A 15,285-nucleotide genomic window follows, 5' to 3' on the forward strand; every position below is an offset into this window, starting at 1 on the left:
CCGCTACCGCTCAGTAGCGGTAGTGGTCGGACTTGTAGGGGCCCTCGACCGGGACGCCGAGGTAGGCGGCCTGCTCCTTGGTGAGCTCGGTCAGCTCGACGCCGAGGGCGTCGAGGTGCAGCCGGGCGACCTCCTCGTCGAGGTGCTTGGGCAGCACGTGGACGCCGAGCTCGTAGTCGTCGGCCTTCGCGAAGAGCTCGATCTGGGCCAGCACCTGGTTGGTGAAGGAGTTCGACATGACGAACGACGGGTGGCCGGTGGCGTTGCCCAGGTTGAGCAGGCGACCCTCGGACAGCACGATGATCTTCTTGCCGTCGTCGAAGATCCACTGGTGGACCTGCGGCTTGATCTCGTCCTTGACGATGCCGGGGATCTTGGCCAGGCCGGCCATGTTGATCTCGTTGTCGAAGTGGCCGATGTTCCCGACGATCGCCTGGTGCTTCATCTTGTGGAAGTGCTCGACCGTGATGATGTCGAAGTTGCCGGTCGTGGTGATGAAGATGTCGGCGGTCTCGACCACGGACTCGAGGCGTCGTACCTCGTAGCCGTCCATCGCGGCCTGCAGCGCGCAGATGGGGTCGATCTCGGTCACGATGACGCGGGCACCCTGGCCGCGCAGGGACTCCGCGGAGCCCTTGCCGACGTCGCCGTAGCCGCACACGACCGCGACCTTGCCGCCGATCATGACGTCGGTGGCGCGGTTGATGCCGTCGACGAGCGAGTGGCGGCAGCCGTACTTGTTGTCGAACTTCGACTTGGTGACCGAGTCGTTGACGTTGATCGCCGGGAAGAGCAGCGTGCCCTCCTTGAAGCGCTCGTAGAGGCGGAGCACACCGGTGGTGGTCTCCTCCGAGACGCCCTTGACGAGCGGCGCGCGCCTGGTCCAGCGCTGCGGGTCGGTCTCCAGCGAGCGGGCCAGGACGCGCAGCACCTCCTTGAACTCCTCGTTGTCGGTGGAGTCCTGCGACGGGACGGCGCCCGCGGCCTCGAACTCGACACCGAGGTGCAGCAGCATGGTGATGTCGCCGCCGTCGTCGAGGAGCATGTTCGGGCCGCTCTCGGCGCCGTGCTCGTCGGTGAAGTCGAAGACCTTCTCCGCCTCGTCCCAGTACTCGGCGAGCGACTCGCCCTTCCAGGCGAAGACCGGGACGCCCTTCGGGTCCTCGGCGGTGCCGCCGTTGGCCGGGGGGCCGACGACGACGGCAGCGGCCGCGTGGTCCTGGGTCGAGAAGATGTTGCAGGTGGCCCAGCGGATGTCCGCGCCGAGGGCCGCGAGGGTCTCGATCAGCACGGCGGTCTGGATCGTCATGTGCAGGGAGCCGGCGATGCGGGCGCCCGCGAGGGGCTGCTCCTTGCCGTAGCGCTCGCGCATGGCCATCAGGCCGGGCATCTCGTGCTCGGCGAGCTCGATCTCCTTGCGGCCGTAGGCGGCGAGGCCGAGGTCGGCGACGTTGAAGTCCATCAGTTTCTCCTGGAGTAGAGGAGGTACGTCTGCGCCGCACATCTGTGCATCGTCGGGATCTCCCGCGCGGACCAGAAGAGCGTATGACCGCCCTCAGCGATTCGAGGAATCCTCGGCGGGCTCCCCCGCGTGCTCCTCGCCGTGGCCCGCACCGTGCCCGCCGCCGACCCCGAAGGCCTTCAGCACGACCAGCACGATCGCGCCCACGACGAGCCCGACCACCGCGGAGACGAGCGTGTTGAGCAGCCAGCCGACCAGCCCGCCGACGGGTCCGCCGACGGCGTCGTGGACCTCGACCTCCCAGTGGTGCAGCGTCTCGTAGGGCCAGTGCAGCGCGTCGCCGAAGCCGGTGCCCTCGAGCAGACCGTCGTGGCCACCGATCTCGTAGAGGCTGACGAGGAAGATGTGGCCGCCCACCCAGAGCATCGCGAGCGTGCCGATGGCGGCGATCGCGGCCAGCAGCTTCGGCATGGCCGACACGAGGGCGAGTCCGATCCGCTGCGACGCCTTCGACGGCTTCTCCGCGAGGTGGAGGCCGACGTCGTCCATCTTCACGATCAGCGCGACGACGCCGTAGACGAGGACGGTGATGAGGACCGCGACCACGGCCAGGACGATCGCGCGCATCCAGATGCTCGCGTCGGCGTCGGAGCTGACGACCTCCTTGAGCGCGATGACCATGATCTCGGCGCTGAGGATGAAGTCCGTCCGGACCGCCTGGGCGATGGTCCGCGCCTCGTGCTCGGGGGTGAACTCGCCCTGCTCGGTGACCGCCTCCTCGGCCTCCGTGGCGTGGCCGGCGTACTTCTCGTGGACCTTGTGGGCGCCCTCGTAGGCCAGGAACCCACCACCGAAGATGAGGATGACCGGCAGCAGCCAGGGCAGGAACTGACCGAGCAGCACCGCCGCCGGCAGGATGAAGACCAGCTTGTTGCGCAGCGAGCCGATCGCGATCTTCTTGATGATCGGCAGCTCGCGCTCGGCGGCGGAGCCGTGGAGGTACTGCGGGGTGACGGCGGTGTCGTCGACCACCACGCCCGCAGCCTTGGCGCTCGCGCGGGCCGCGGCGGCGCCGACGTCGTCCACGCTGGCTGCGGCGATGCGGGCGAGAGCGGCGACGTCGTCGAGGAGGGCGAACAGTCCGCCGGCCATGGTCGATCCTTCGGGTGGTGGGTCGGGTCGGGACGAAGCCTATCCGCGCCCGGTGCTGACGGCGTCCACCTCGAGTCGCATCACCCAGCGCCACTTGGCGATCTGCCGGTCGCGCACGAACCCGAGGTCCTCGTAGAGCGTCTCGGGACCGGTGTGGAGGTACGCACCGCGCTGGGGCCTCCGGTCGACCACCTGCTCCGGATAGGCCTCGACGACTCCACCTCCCGCCTGCCGGATCTCCTCGAGGACGGCGGTGACGGCCGCCCGCGCGACGCCCCTCCCCCGGTGCCTGCTGCCGGTGAAGATGCACCCGATCCGCCACGTCGGCAGGTCGACGAGGCCCTTCTCGTAGACCTTCATGTTCTTGATGTTCGGCAGCTCGTCGGGCGTGCCGAACTGGCACCAGCCGACCGCCGCGTCACCGTCGTACACCAGCACCTGGCGCACGGTTCCCTCGCGCGTGTGCCTCTCCTTCGCCGCCCGGTGCTCAGGCGCCCTGCCCGCCAGGCCCTCCGGGTGGAAGCCGATGCACCAGCACCCGCCCCACACCCCGTTGTTCGCCTCGACCAGCGCGGCGAAGTCGTCCCACGTCGCGGGCGTGAGGAGCCGGGCGGTGTACGCCGTCATGCCCCGCACGCTAGCGCCGGTTGCGGACGATTCCGGGGCAGTAGCCTCGCCCCGTGCCCGACCCAGTGCTCCACCACCAGTGGTCCATCGCCGAGCGCGAGTACGCCCGGCACGAGGCCCGCCGCGGGCGCCGGCACGCCTTCGAGCACCTCGACCCTCGACGCACCGCGCTCGTCGTCGTCGACCTGGTGCCGTTCTTCGTGAGGGAGTCGGCGTACGTCCGCGGGATCGTGCCGCGCGTCAACGAGCTGGCCTCCGCCCTGCGCGGCGCGGGCGGCATCGTGGCGTGGGTGGCGCCCGGACCCGCCGAGCCCAGCGCCACGGACCGGGAGTTCTTCGGAGACGAGGTGGCTGCGCTCTACGCGTCCTCGGGCGCCGACGGGCTCGACCCGTCCCTGTCGGTCGCAGCGGGTGACCTCGTCGTCGAGAAGACGGGGCGCAGTGCGTGGACCCCTGGTTCGTCCGAGCTGCCGCAGCTCCTGGCCGACCTCGAGGTCGACACGATCGTCGTCACCGGCACCGTCACCAACGTGTGCGTCGAGCACACCGCCCGCGACGCGAGTGCCGCCGGGCTCCGCGTCATCCTCGTCGCCGACGCCTGCGCCGCGACCACCGACCAGGCCCACAACGCCACCCTCCACACCGTCTACCGGTCCTACGGCGACGTCCGCCCGACGGCCGAGGTGCTCGGGCTGATCGACGCCGCCGGTTGAGCAGTCCGCCCGCTGGTTGAGCAGGGCGCCCCATGGTCGCTGGTTGGGCAGGGCGCCCCGCGCCCGTGTCGAACCAGGGCTCACCACCATCCCTCCACCGTTGGTCGAGGAGGGCGCCCCGCGCCCGTCACGAGACCAGACCCTCTCTTGACCGAACCTCGCATCTCCGACCGTCGTCACTGTCAGACCTTCCACCTATAATCGAACACATGAGCGAAGCACTTTCGATGGCACGCGAGGCGGGGGTTGACGACCTCACCGCCTCGGCCCTGCTCGCTGCCCTGCGCAATCGCAAGGCCGTCGAGGACCGCGCCGCGGCCGACCAGCTCGATCTCGCCGCCAGGTGGGCCGACCTCCACCCGCCGGAGTCGATCCACCTCGCCGCGGCGTTCACCGTCCCCGGGACCGAGCACGAGGAGCCGATCGCGGGCGAGGGCTGTCCGCTGGTGGCGGAGTTCTGCGTCGCCGAGCTCGGCGCCGTCCTCGGCATCTCGACCACTGCAGCCAAGAAGCTCATCGGGCACGCCCTCGAGCTCCGCCACCGCCTCCCCCGCCTCTGGGCGCAGGTGCAGTCCGGGACAGTGCCGGCGTGGCGCGCCCGCCTCGTGGCGGAAGCCACCATCCACGCGGCGCCCACGCTGACGCGCGAGCCTGCCGGGTGGGTCGACGACCAGGTCGCCGCTGTCGCCGGACGCGTCGCGACCGCGCAGCTCGACAGGCTCGTCGCGGAGACCATCAAACGGTTCGACCTCGCCTCACCCGATCCCGCATCGGATCCCGAGGACGGCTACCTCCACGTCGACCCCCGACACGTCACCGTCCACGACCAGGACGTCCACTACGCCGGCACCATCCACGTCGAAGCCGAGCTCGACCTCGCCGACGCCCTCGACCTGGACCACGCCCTGGCCCACGACGCAGCCGCCCAGAAAGCCCTCGGGTCCACCGAGACCCTCGACGTCAGACGCGCCAAGGCCCTCGGCAACCTCGCCCGCACCCAGACCGCCCTCGACCTGTTCCACACCCAAGGCGCCACCTCGCAGGAAAATGCCGACGGGCTGCCCGCCGCGCGGGAGCTCGTGCTCCACGCCCACTTCGACGGCACCCTCACGAACGTGGGGACGGTGTTCGGTCCGACCGGACGGATGGAGAACCGGCACAAGCTCCTCCTCCTGGAGCAGATCCGGTCCTGGTGCGGTGACTCCCGGACGAAGGTGACCATCAAGCCCGTCGTCGACCTCAGCGCGAACCTCACCGCACCCGGCTACGACATCCCCGACCGCATCCGCGAACAAGTCATCCTCCGCGACAAGACCTGCGTCTTCCCCCACTGCACCCGACCAGCCCGCGGATGCGACCTCGACCACGTCATCGCGTTCGACCATCACGCCGAAGCAGACGGCCGACCACAGCCAGGTCCGACACAGACCGACAACCTCGCCTGCCTCTGCAGGTCCCACCACCGCCTCAAGACCCACACCGCCTGGCGCTACCAGACGGCCGGACCCGGGGTCTTCGAGTGGACCAGCCCCCACGGCCACCACTTCCGCCGCGACAGGTCGGGCACCACCCGGATCGAGCCCGAACGACCATGACCCCGACCCACACACCCCGCCAGTCACCGCCACGGCGGGGCCACAGGCACGTCCGAACGACATGAGGGCGGACGGCCGGCTCTTCCGGACACCGAGCCGCGCGTCGTCTACGAGCGGGCCGAGGAGCGTGGCTTCTGCGCGCCCTCCGCTTGCTCGGGAATTGCCGCTCCTCCGACGAGCGCGACCAGGCACCCCAGACCCATGAGGGTCACGACCAGCACCCGGGACTCGCGGACCACGGGACCACAGGCAGCTGCCGCGCGTCGCTCGTCGTCATTGGCCGTCTGACCAGGATGCATCTGGTCTGGCGTCCCCGACAGCAGCCAGGAGGTCGAGATCGAGGGGCCACAGTCCTGGGTCAGACCCATGACGGACGTGGACGCCCGGTAGTCAGTACCGATGGCGAAGCCAGCGAGGACCACGAGCAGTCACCCGCCACCGCGGCCTTGGCCCAGGTCATCCGTCGAGTATGGACCCGCGACGCGCCGACGTGCGAGGGCTGTGGTCGTGCCGGTGCCCATCGCCCCGATCACGAGCAGGGCGGGTGCTGGCGCGGTCATTCGGACAGGATGTCGGCGTGAGCACCCTCCGCACCACCCCGAGGATCCTGCCGACCCACGTCGGCGTCGTGATGGACGGCAACCGCCGCTGGGCGAGGCGAGCCGGGCTGCCGAGCGCCAGCGAGGGCCACCGGCGAGGCGCCGACCACGTCGAGGACCTGCTCGGCTGGTGCGAGGCGCGGGCCGTCGACCACCTGACGATCTACGTCCTCTCCGCCGACAACATCCGCAAGCGCTCCAGCGACGAGGTCGGCTTCCTCTTCGAGCTCATCGGCGAGGTGCTGCCGGGCATCGTGGACCGGTCGAACCGCTGGGCGCTGCACGTCAGCGGGGACACCAGCCTGCTCCCGCCGCGGGTGGCCGAGGCGCTCGCGCGCGCCGAGCGCAGCACGGACGGCCGGGACGCACACGTGACGCTCGCGATCGCGTACGACGGCCGCGCGGACATCGTCGCCGGCGTGCGCGCGGCGATCCTGGCCGGCGCCCTCGATCCGGCCACCGGGCTCGACCCGGGTGCCATCACCGACCACCTCCCCGGTGGCCCGGTCAAGGAGATCGACCTGGTGATCCGGACCAGCGGCGAGCAGCGGCTGTCGGGGTTCGTCCCGTGGCAGGCAGCCCACGCCGAGGTGCACGTCAGTCCGAAGCTCTGGCCGGACTTCGACGAGACCGACCTCGACCTCGCCCTGGCCCAGTACGCCGCTCGCGCATCAGCAGCAGGAGCGGCATGACGTCGTTCGTGAAGTCCGTGACCTTCGACTGCGCAGCTCCGCTCGAGGTCGCGGTGTTCTGGGCGGCCGCGCTCGGGTCCAACGTCGACGAGGACAGCACCGAGGAGCGCGCCTGGGTCGAGCCGTCGGGGTGGGGTGGACCCACCCTGTGGTTCCAGCGGGTGCCCGAGGAGAAGGTGGTGAAGAACCGCCAGCACTTCGATCTCCGGGTGATGGGCGACCTCGGCACCGAGCGCGACCGGCTGGTCCGGCTCGGCGCGTCCGTGCTCGTCGAGGAGCACCGGGGCCTCGTCGTCATGGCCGATCCCGAGGGCAACGAGTTCTGCCTGGAGACCTGAGGACCGACGACACTGTCGGACCCGCGCGCCAGACTGGGCGCATGGACGCAGGAGCGGTGCTCACCCGACTCGCCGAGGTCATCGACGCCCACGACTGGGAGGGTCTGCCCGCCCTCCTCCACGACGACTTCACCTGCCGCCTGGTGCACACCGGCGAGGAGTTCGACAAGGACGCCTGGGTGCGGTTCAACGCCGACTACCCCGGGTTCGAGCGGATGCACGTCGAGGACCTCGTCGCCGCCGGCGACCGTGGCGTGGTGCGGGCGCGGGTCGTCGGGCGAGGCGACGAGGGCGAGGAGCTGGTCTTCGCGGTCGCCAGCTTCGCGACCGTGCGCGACGACCTCGTCGTCGACCTCACCGAGGTCTGGGCCGACGTCGGCCAGGAGGCCCCGGACGGCACGCGACTAGCGTGACGCCATGCTGCCCGAGCCGACCGAGCGCCTGCGCTTCCGCCGGATGGAGATGTCCGACCTCGACGACATCACAGCAGTGCTGGAGGCACCCGACCCCGTGGTGTTCGACCGGCCGGCGCGCACCCGGGACGACGCGGTCCGGTGGATCGAGTGGCAGGCGCGGAACTACACCGAGCACGACTTCGGGCTGTGGGTCGTCGAGACCCACGCCGGCGAGTTCGTCGGGGACTGCGGCCTGACGGTGCAGGACGTCGAGGGCACGCCGCATGTCGAGGTCGGCTACCACGTGGTGCCGGCGATGCGCCGGCGCGGTCACGCCGTCGAGGCTGCCCGTGCCGTGCGCGACTGTGCAGCCGCGCACGGCATCGGACACCTCGTCGCCCTCATCCGTCCCGGGAACACCCCGTCCCAGGGCGTCGCCCGCGGCCTCGGCATGGAGGTCGAGCGGACGGCACACGTCCACGGCGCGGACGCCCTGGTGTTCGGGATGCGGCTCACGCCGCGAGAGTGACGAGGGCGCGGGTCACTTCAGCTTCTTGGCAGCGACCTTCGCGAGCTTCTTGACCGACGACGTCGAGATCGCGGCGTCGTCGATCGCGGCGATGCTGGCGATGCGCTTGCCGTCGCGGATCAGCACGCTGGTCGAGTAGCTCGTGATGCCGGAGAACGTGGTCTCCTGCACGACGGTGAGCGACTCGTCCCCGAGCTTGAACGACGTGCCCAGGCTTGCGGTGATCGTCGCGCCGGTGGTGGGCTCGGTGAAGGTGGCGCACTTCTTGACGTAGGCCTTGTAGGCCTTGAGGTAGGACTTCGCCTTCGCGTCGTTCTTCACCTCGGCGGCACCGGCCACCACGACCGGGAAGCCGGCAGCCGAGACGCCCGTGGTGCTGGTGCCCGACTTGGCCTTCTCCGTCGACGGCACGCCGCACTCCTTGCCGGGCACGCTGATCGCCTTGGTCTTCTCGGTGGTGAACTGGCCGTCGGCCAGCTCGGGGAACGCCTTGACGATGTCACCCTTGCTCGGGGCGTCCTTGGCCGACACCGCGGCGTGCGCGGTCGGGGCGGACGCGAGCAGCAGCGCGGTGGCGAGGCCACCGGCGAGGGACAGCGAGGTGCGCTTCATGGGATCTCCTGGATCGTGTGGGGGATGCGACTCCCCCGTTCCTACCCATTCCCCGCACGGCCCACGCTCCCCGGAAACGGGGAGGTCGGAACCCCCTGTCAGTCCTCGACGAGTCCGACGCGGAGGTACTCCGCGGCGTAGGTGCCGGTGAGCAGCAGCGAGGCGTAGCGCGCCACCTCGGCGTCGGCGTCGGTCTCGAGCGTCTCGACGCGTACGCCGTGGCGTGCCGCCGCGGCGTTGAGCGTGCCGGTCTGCTCCCGCACGGCCGGGTCGTCGGAGCGGTCGTCCAGGATGAGCAGCAGCGGCCGGAGGTCCGCCGGCTCCTCGGCGAACGGGTCGGCGAAGACGTCCTGCGGCTTCGTCGCCTCGATGACGGGCAGGAGGTGCTCGGCGTCGCCCGCGATCGCGGACCGGCCGCTGGTGCGCCGCAGCGACTCGGCCAGCCGGCGTGCGGCGCGCGCGGCCAGCACGGAGCCGCCCCACACGAGCGGGTTGGTGTCGGCCATCGCGATCGCCAGCATCTTCGCCGGGTTGACCGCCAGGTCGCGGTGCGGGGAGCACTCGGTGGCCACGTCGTCGAGGGAGGCCGCCACGGAAGCGGCGTCGGCCTGGGGGCCGAGGTGCACGTGGGCGAGGTAGTCGAGCATCACGACGGCGGTCGCGAGCTGGTCGCCGGTGACGGTCGGCAGCACGGTGACGTGGCGACCGGAGGCGTGCTCCCCCACCAGCGAGCGCTGCGGGCACGCGACGACGACCTGTGCCCCGCGGCGTACGGCCTCGGCGACGGCCGACGCGGACCCGTGGTCGTTGCCCTCGGGGGCCAGCATCACGACGAGGTCCAGCGACCCCGCCCAGCCGGGCAGCCCGGGGTTGGGCCACGCCACGAACGGCACCGGGCACCACGGCTCGAGCACCGCGCGCAGCAGGCGCGAGTCGGGACCGGCGGCGATCACCGCACGCGGTCGCTCCCCGTCGCGGCCGGCGGCGATCAGCTCGGCGGTCGCGGTGGCGGCCTCGTGCGCCTCACGGCGTACGCGGGCACCGCTCTCGGCGAGCGTGCGCAGCCGCAGGTCCACCGTGTCGAGCACCCCGGCGTCGTCGAGCCGCGCCTCGTCGAACCACGTCGCCACGCCGGGCCTCCTCGATCTGGATCAGCAGTCGTCAGGCGGGCTTGCGGGCCTCGTCGACCAGCAGCACCGGGATGTCTTCGCGGACGGGGTAGGCGTTGCCGCACCCCTGGCAGACCAGCTCCTCCGCAGCGCTGTCGGCCACCAGCTCGCCGTGGCAGGCCGGGCAGACGATGATGCTCAGCAGCTGCGCGTCGATGTTCACGCCGTTGATCCTAGAGGGACGTCAGTCGGTCTGGGTGAGCACCCGCAGGTGCCCTCGCTTGGCGCCGCGCGTCGGGTCGTCGGTGGAGTGCAGCGGCGCCGCGACCGGTGCCGGACGGGCCGCCTCGCGGACCGCGTCGGCAAGGGCGAGCAGGTCGTCGCTGCTCGGGCCGGGGGCCTGCCGGTCGGACGCGAGCCGGATCACCTCCCACCCGCGCGGCGCGGACAGCCGCTCGCTGTGCACGTCGCAGAGGTCGTAGGCGTGCGGCTCCGCGTAGGTGGCGAGCGGGCCCAGGACGGCGGTCTGGTCGGCGTAGACATAGGTCAGCGTGTTGACCGCGGAACGACCGCAGGCCGTGCGCGAACACCGACGGGCAAGACTCACGGCGCCGACGCTACCCGCCGCACCCGCACCCGACGCTTAGGCTCGCGGCGTGAGTGATGACGTGCGCCGCACCCGCGACCGCCGGGGCCGCGGCATGCGGGGGCCGGGCGTCGTGCCCGACCGACCCGGCACCCCGGCCCTGCGCACCCCGCGCCAGAAGTTCGACCAGCTGGTGCTCGACGTCGTCACCCCGCTCGACGAGCGCTGGCAGCGCCACCTCGGGCTCGTCGAGTACGCCGTCGAGGACGCGCCGATGCTGCCCGACGACTGGGGCGACGACACCGTCCCGCTCTCCTCGCTGGTGCGCGGCAAGGGCCAGGCGCCGACCCGGCTGGTGCTGTTCCGCCGCCCGATCGAGCACCGGGCGACCAGCCGCGACGAGCTCGAGGCGATGGTGCACACCGTCGTGGTCGAGCAGATCGCCGAGCTGCTCAACCTCACGCCGGGCCAGGTGGACGAGCGCTACGAGGACTGACGACGCCTAGCGCTGGGCCGGGCGCACGTCCGGCACCTGGCTGGTCGTCCCGAGCTGGCTGAGCGGCAGGAACGACAGCCCGCCGTCGGCGACCTCCAGCGACACGACGGCGCCCGAGCGCTCGAGCCGCACGAGCGCCAGCACGGCGTCGTCGGGCAGGTTGACCCGCGCCGCGGTGCCGGCGTCGATCTCGATCCGGCGCTCGCGGACGACCTCCGCGCCCTCGGCGTCCCACGCCCGCAGCACCAGCACGCCGGGCGCGGTGGCTCCGGCGACGACGAGCTTCTTCGTGCCCGCCGGGAGTGCCGCGGCCGTCTCGGAGGTGACCGTCGCACCGGCGCTCGCGAGGGCGAGGTCGCCGGCGGTCTGCGTGCGCAGGCTCGCCGTCACGGGTCCCGTCGCGTCGAGGCGGAGGGCCTGCACGCCGGCGAGGGTGCGCCCGCGCAGCACGCCGCCGAGGTCGACCTCGGTGACCGAGGCGGGCGCCAGCGTGACCTCCTCGAGGCCCGACGGCGCGAACTCGCTCTCCCCGCTCACCAGCTTGATCGTGACCCGCTCCTCGCTGTCGCCGGGGTTGGCCAGCGTCAGGACGCGGTCGGCGCGCGTGCTCCCCACGCCGACGACGTACGACGTCGTGGCGGGCGCAGCCTGCCCCGGCAGCCACTCGCGGACCGGCTTGTCACGCCCGAGCGGGTCGATCGTGTCGACCACGCTCGCAGCGAGCCGGCCGCGCGAGACGAGCACCTGCGCGGCGAGCGCGTCGCGGTTGGGGGTGACGTCGGAGAGGTCGAACGTGACCGAGCGGCCTCCGGGCACGCGGACGCCCCGCAGGGCGGGCGCGTCGACGAGGCCGCTGCCGTCCCAGACGGACACGTCGGCCACCGCGGGACCCTTGTCGGGGTTGACCAGCGTCAGCGTGGACGCGTGCTCCGCCGAGGCGCCCAGGCCGGTGAACCACCGCTCGGGGGCGGGCTGGTCGCAGCCGGTGGCCGAACCGCCACCGGAGCGTGAGACGACCAGGCCGGGAGCGAGCTCGCCGGTGCCGCCGACCACGACCGTCGAGCGCTCCTCGCGCGCGGCGACGCCGTCGACGAGCGACTCGGTGTCGTCGTCGCGGCCGACCCGCAGGGCGAGGTCGCCCGACCCGAGCCCGGTGCTGCCGAAGCGGACCTCAGCGGCAGCGGCGAGCTGGGGCGGGCAGACCGCGGTGGTCCGGTCGAGGGGCGCACCGGTCGGGTCGTAGGTCGTCGGTTGCTCGGTGGCGGGCCGCACGACGGCGAGCGCAGCGATGGTGAGGAGCGGGATCAGGACGGCCAGCACCGTGAGCGCGGACGGTCGCCTGCCGGTGGCAGCGGCGATCCGCCGACGGCCCTCGGCGGGCGGGTTCGGGGTGGGCTCAGTCATCGGCGCGCTCCTCCCTCCGGGTCCGGATCGTGGGCGCGGCCAGCACGAGGGCGAGCAGGATCGCGATGCCCTGCACGACGAGCAGCGCCGTGCGCCACCACGACGTGCGGCCGTCCAGTGCGGACGCGTCCAGCGGACGGTCGACCCGCCACGCCCGGGTGGTGCGGTCCTCGGCGCTGGCCTGCTCGAGGCCGGCGGTGGCGTCGAGGAGCGAGGAGATCTCGCCGTCGGCGGGCGAGCTCAGCACGACGTACTCGATGCCACGCGACCCGAGGGCCGCGACGACACCCGGGGTCGGCGAGGAGACCAGGGTGCGCACCTCGGAGGTGAGCTCGGTGTCCTCGTCGGCGAGCGTGAGGATCTCGTCCTCGCCGAGGGTGGTCCCGTCGTCGCGGCGGATCCGGTAGCTGATGCCGTCGTCGACGGAGCCGGCCAGGACCAGCACGCCGTGCTCCTGGCCGAGCAGCGAGCTCTGCTCCATGTAGGCGGGGACCTGCTGATCGGCGTCGCGCGCGAGCGCGTTGTCGGGCGTGGCGAGCCACCAGCCCAGCCCGCCGAGGGGTACGACCGCAGCCGCGACCGCGAGTGCGGCGGCGAGCGCTCGCTGCCATGCGGGGTGGTGCTCGTCGAGACGGCGGAGGTAGGCGTCGGCGCCGAGCACGACCGCCACCACCGCGGTGCCCTGGAGGATGACGACGAAGAGGCCCAGGCTCGGGCGCGTGGTGACCGCGGGCAGGTCGAGGGTCACGTGGGACAGGACGCCGGAGACGACGGCGGCCGCCAGCGCGACCAGCCAGCAGATGACGACCGGCACGCGCGTACGGCGTGGGAGCAGCGCCGCGACGGCGAGCACGCCGAGCACGACCCCGAGCCACCACGGTGCGCCGAGGTCGTTGAGCCGTCCGGTGACCAGGCCGTCGAAGGTCACCCGGTCGACGGTGAGCCGACCGGCCTCGAGCAGGAGGCCGGACGCGGATCCCGTGGTGACGAGCGGGACCAGCCAGGGCGCGAGCAGCACCGGGGTGGCCGCCACCGCGAGCACGGGCGGGCCCCAGCTGTCGCGCTCCCTCAGCAGCCGCGGTGCGATGACGGCGGCGCCGCCGAGCACGACGGCCGTCGCGAGCAGGGCGAACAGCCAGAACCCGGGCACGAAGGCCGCACCCAGCGCGACGAGCAGTGCCGTACGCCATGCGGCGCGCCACCGCCGGTCGCGCTCGGGGTCGACGAACCCGAGCGCCGCATGGGCCGCCCACGGCAGGAGGCTGGCGACGGCGACGGTGCCGAACCGGCCCTCGGCCCAGGCGCCGGAGGTGATCGGGACGAGCGCGTAGGTCGAGGCTCCCCACACCACGAGCCAGCGCGGCAGCCCGAGCGGGTCGACGAACCGGCCGACGACCTTGAGCAGCCGCCAGGCGCCCCAGGCCGCGATCGGGACGGCGAGCAGCATCAGGCCCGACACCACGGCGCCGGTGTGGCCGAGCAGGAGCGTCGCGGCGAGGGCGAAGGGCAGCACGTAGGCCGGGGCGGGCACGTCGGTGCCGGTGCCGAGCGGGTGCCAGGTCGCGACGTGCAGGCGCCACCAGTCCCCGGCTGCGGCCGGGACCGGGGACAGCGCGCCGCCGGTGATCGCACCGAAGGCCTCGCGGCCGGCCACGAGCGCGAGGATCCCGAAGAGCACGAGCACGACGGCCACGGGGTTGGTGAAGAACCGTGCGACGAGGCCGGTGTCGGTGAGGTAGGCCTCCTCGTCGTCCTCGCCGGAGCCGGCCGTCGACGACCCGCGTCGGTCGTCCCGACCCGCGGGAGCGCCCTCCGGCGCCTTGGCCAGCCGCCGCCGCTCGGCGACGTCGGCGGCCTGGCTGGTGGCCGCGGACGCGAGGTCGGTGACGAAGTCGAGGCCGTGGCGGTAGGGCAGCCATGTCGGCGCCAGCAGCCGGCGGGCGACGTCCTGCCGGGGCGCCTCGCCGGCACGGCGACGGGCACGCTCGCGGCGGGCGGCCAGCAGCTGGCGCGGCCGGCCGTGCACCGACAGCGTGGCCGCGAGCTCGTCGAGGGCCTCGCCCACGGCGCGCACGGCGAGGAAGCCGAGCACCCGCAGGAGCGAGCCGAGGAAGAGCCGGACGTAGTGCCACGCGAAGCCCCGCGCGGACACGTTGGCCAGCGAGGTGAACAGGGCCGCGCGCCGCTCCTGGTAGTGCGTGTGGCGCCCGGTGAGGGGCGTACGACGGATCCCGCGGTGCGCGGCCTCGGCGTGGAAGACGACCGACTTCGGCACCACCATCGTGCGGTGGCCGGCGAGGGCGGCGCGCCAGCCGAAGTCGATGTCGTTGCCGAAGATCGGCAGCTCCTCGTCCAGCCCGCCGAGCGACTCGAGGACCTGGCGCTTGACGAGCATGCCCGCGGTGTTGACCGCGAGGACCTGGCGTACGGCGTCGTGCTGGCCCTGGTCGTACTCGCCGCGCTCGAGACCGGTCTCGCGCCGACCGGTGCCGCTGATCGTCAGGCCGACCTCGAGCAGGCGTCGCAACGACGGCCACTCCCGGAGCTTCGGTCCGAGGATCGCCGCGTCCGGATCGCCCTCCGCGGCAGCGAGGAGCTCGAGCAGCGCGTCGGGGTCGGGGTTGCTGTCGTCGTGGAGCAGCCAGACCCACTCGGGCTCGTCGGGGGCCTCGGGATCGGGAGCCAGCGCAGGCGCGATCTCGAGGCCACGGCGCACGGCCGCCGGATAGCTGGTGGAGCCGGGGACCACGTCGACGACGAGTCGGTCACCGGTGAACCCGGCGCCGGCGAGGTGGTCGCGGACCAGGGCGACGCTGTCGTCACGGCTCGTCGTGTCGACGGCGACGACGCGGTCGGGCGGGAGGGTCTGCCCGCTCAGACCGGCGAGGACTGCGGGGAGCCATCGCGCTCCGTCATGACTGACGAGAAGCGCGGTGACGGACACCGGAGCACCTTAGCGAGGGCCCCCACGCCCTC

Annotated in this window: 16 protein-coding genes; 7 read left to right on the top strand and 9 right to left on the bottom strand. The window is 72.6% G+C overall.

The features are described from left to right. Window positions 1-10: 10 nt before the first annotated feature. The 3 genes from ahcY to EUA93_RS00875 all read right to left on the bottom strand — a co-directional run bounded on the left by ahcY (window position 11) and on the right by EUA93_RS00875 (window position 3,241). Window positions 11-1,462, bottom strand: a complete 1,452-nt coding sequence (gene ahcY / locus EUA93_RS00865) for an adenosylhomocysteinase (protein WP_129397940.1) — start codon at window positions 1,460-1,462, stop codon at window positions 11-13. Window positions 1,463-1,555: 93 nt separating this feature from the next. Continuing rightward, on the bottom strand, window positions 1,556-2,614 hold the full coding sequence (locus tag EUA93_RS00870) for a DUF808 domain-containing protein (RefSeq protein WP_129397941.1): 1,059 nt from the start codon (window positions 2,612-2,614) through the stop codon (window positions 1,556-1,558). 39 nt (window positions 2,615-2,653) lie between these two features. Further along, window positions 2,654-3,241, bottom strand: a complete 588-nt coding sequence (locus tag EUA93_RS00875) for a GNAT family N-acetyltransferase (protein ID WP_129397942.1) — start codon at window positions 3,239-3,241, stop codon at window positions 2,654-2,656. 53 nt (window positions 3,242-3,294) lie between these two features. Between EUA93_RS00875 and EUA93_RS00880 the strand changes: the two genes are divergently transcribed. The 6 genes from EUA93_RS00880 (at window position 3,295) to EUA93_RS00905 (ending at window position 8,102) form a co-directional block, all read left to right on the top strand. Continuing rightward, on the top strand, window positions 3,295-3,954 hold the full coding sequence (locus tag EUA93_RS00880; RefSeq protein WP_129397943.1) for a cysteine hydrolase family protein: 660 nt from the start codon (window positions 3,295-3,297) through the stop codon (window positions 3,952-3,954). A 209-nt stretch (window positions 3,955-4,163) separates the two neighbouring features. Next, window positions 4,164-5,549, top strand: a complete 1,386-nt coding sequence (locus tag EUA93_RS00885) for an HNH endonuclease signature motif containing protein (RefSeq protein ID WP_165355006.1) — start codon at window positions 4,164-4,166, stop codon at window positions 5,547-5,549. 577 nt (window positions 5,550-6,126) lie between these two features. Then, window positions 6,127-6,840 carry a polyprenyl diphosphate synthase gene (gene uppS, locus EUA93_RS00890; RefSeq protein WP_165355007.1) on the top strand — a complete coding sequence of 238 codons (714 nt, stop codon included), beginning with the start codon at window positions 6,127-6,129 and terminating at the stop codon, window positions 6,838-6,840. Continuing rightward, window positions 6,837-7,178, top strand: a complete 342-nt coding sequence (locus EUA93_RS00895) for a VOC family protein (RefSeq protein WP_129397946.1) — start codon at window positions 6,837-6,839, stop codon at window positions 7,176-7,178. The genes uppS and EUA93_RS00895 overlap by 4 nt, the downstream gene beginning before the upstream one ends. A gap of 41 nt (window positions 7,179-7,219) precedes the next feature. Beyond that, complete coding sequence (locus EUA93_RS00900; protein ID WP_129397947.1) at window positions 7,220-7,591, top strand: nuclear transport factor 2 family protein; 372 nt, start codon at window positions 7,220-7,222, stop codon at window positions 7,589-7,591. 4 nt (window positions 7,592-7,595) lie between these two features. Next, window positions 7,596-8,102: a GNAT family N-acetyltransferase gene (locus tag EUA93_RS00905; RefSeq protein ID WP_129397948.1), complete on the top strand. Its 507-nt coding sequence runs from the start codon at window positions 7,596-7,598 to the stop codon at window positions 8,100-8,102. A gap of 12 nt (window positions 8,103-8,114) precedes the next feature. Here the strand turns inward: EUA93_RS00905 and EUA93_RS00910 are convergent, their stop codons facing one another. The 4 genes from EUA93_RS00910 to EUA93_RS00925 form a co-directional block, all read right to left on the bottom strand. Then, window positions 8,115-8,714, bottom strand: coding sequence for a hypothetical protein (locus EUA93_RS00910; protein ID WP_129397949.1), 600 nt, complete (start codon window positions 8,712-8,714; stop codon window positions 8,115-8,117). Window positions 8,715-8,812: 98 nt separating this feature from the next. After that, window positions 8,813-9,844 (bottom strand): SIS domain-containing protein, encoded by a 1,032-nt coding sequence (locus EUA93_RS00915; RefSeq protein ID WP_129397950.1) that lies wholly within the window; start codon window positions 9,842-9,844, stop codon window positions 8,813-8,815. A 31-nt stretch (window positions 9,845-9,875) separates the two neighbouring features. Next, the gene (locus EUA93_RS00920; protein ID WP_129397951.1) at window positions 9,876-10,046 is read right to left on the bottom strand and encodes a Trm112 family protein; all 171 of its coding nucleotides are present in this window, start codon (window positions 10,044-10,046) and stop codon (window positions 9,876-9,878) included. A gap of 21 nt (window positions 10,047-10,067) precedes the next feature. Then, window positions 10,068-10,430, bottom strand: coding sequence for a DUF3499 domain-containing protein (locus tag EUA93_RS00925; RefSeq protein WP_129397952.1), 363 nt, complete (start codon window positions 10,428-10,430; stop codon window positions 10,068-10,070). A gap of 49 nt (window positions 10,431-10,479) precedes the next feature. On the opposite strand from EUA93_RS00925, the gene EUA93_RS00930 reads away from it, so the two are divergent. Continuing rightward, window positions 10,480-10,905 (top strand): metallopeptidase family protein, encoded by a 426-nt coding sequence (locus EUA93_RS00930; protein ID WP_242497188.1) that lies wholly within the window; start codon window positions 10,480-10,482, stop codon window positions 10,903-10,905. A gap of 6 nt (window positions 10,906-10,911) precedes the next feature. On the opposite strand, the gene EUA93_RS00935 is transcribed toward EUA93_RS00930, so the two are convergent. Together EUA93_RS00935 and EUA93_RS00940 are read right to left on the bottom strand one after the other, a co-directional pair. After that, a complete protein-coding gene (locus EUA93_RS00935; protein WP_129397953.1) occupies window positions 10,912-12,309 on the bottom strand; it encodes a DUF5719 family protein in 1,398 nt (465 codons plus the stop codon). Beyond that, entirely contained in the window at window positions 12,302-15,253 is a 2,952-nt protein-coding gene (locus tag EUA93_RS00940) for a glycosyltransferase family 2 protein (RefSeq protein WP_129397954.1), read from the bottom strand. The genes EUA93_RS00935 and EUA93_RS00940 overlap by 8 nt, the downstream gene beginning before the upstream one ends. Between the last annotated feature and the right edge of the window lie 32 nt (window positions 15,254-15,285).

Origin of the sequence: Nocardioides oleivorans (assembly GCF_004137255.1) — a bacterium.
Classification (GTDB): Bacteria; Actinomycetota; Actinomycetes; order Propionibacteriales; family Nocardioidaceae; genus Nocardioides; species Nocardioides oleivorans.

What these genes read in the sequence shown, in the direction of transcription:
- EUA93_RS00875 (WP_129397942.1), bottom strand. Translation starts at nt 3,241, where the DNA reads ATGACGGCGTACACCGCCCGGCTCCTCACGCCCGCGACGTGGGACGAC.
- EUA93_RS00935 (WP_129397953.1), bottom strand. Translation starts at nt 12,309, where the DNA reads ATGACTGAGCCCACCCCGAACCCGCCCGCCGAGGGCCGTCGGCGGATC.
- EUA93_RS00895 (WP_129397946.1), top strand. Translation starts at nt 6,837, where the DNA reads ATGACGTCGTTCGTGAAGTCCGTGACCTTCGACTGCGCAGCTCCGCTC.
- EUA93_RS00905 (WP_129397948.1), top strand. Translation starts at nt 7,596, where the DNA reads ATGCTGCCCGAGCCGACCGAGCGCCTGCGCTTCCGCCGGATGGAGATG.
- EUA93_RS00900 (WP_129397947.1), top strand. Translation starts at nt 7,220, where the DNA reads ATGGACGCAGGAGCGGTGCTCACCCGACTCGCCGAGGTCATCGACGCC.
- ahcY (WP_129397940.1), bottom strand. Translation starts at nt 1,462, where the DNA reads ATGGACTTCAACGTCGCCGACCTCGGCCTCGCCGCCTACGGCCGCAAG.
- EUA93_RS00910 (WP_129397949.1), bottom strand. Translation starts at nt 8,714, where the DNA reads ATGAAGCGCACCTCGCTGTCCCTCGCCGGTGGCCTCGCCACCGCGCTG.
- EUA93_RS00885 (WP_165355006.1), top strand. Translation starts at nt 4,164, where the DNA reads ATGAGCGAAGCACTTTCGATGGCACGCGAGGCGGGGGTTGACGACCTC.
- EUA93_RS00870 (WP_129397941.1), bottom strand. Translation starts at nt 2,614, where the DNA reads ATGGCCGGCGGACTGTTCGCCCTCCTCGACGACGTCGCCGCTCTCGCC.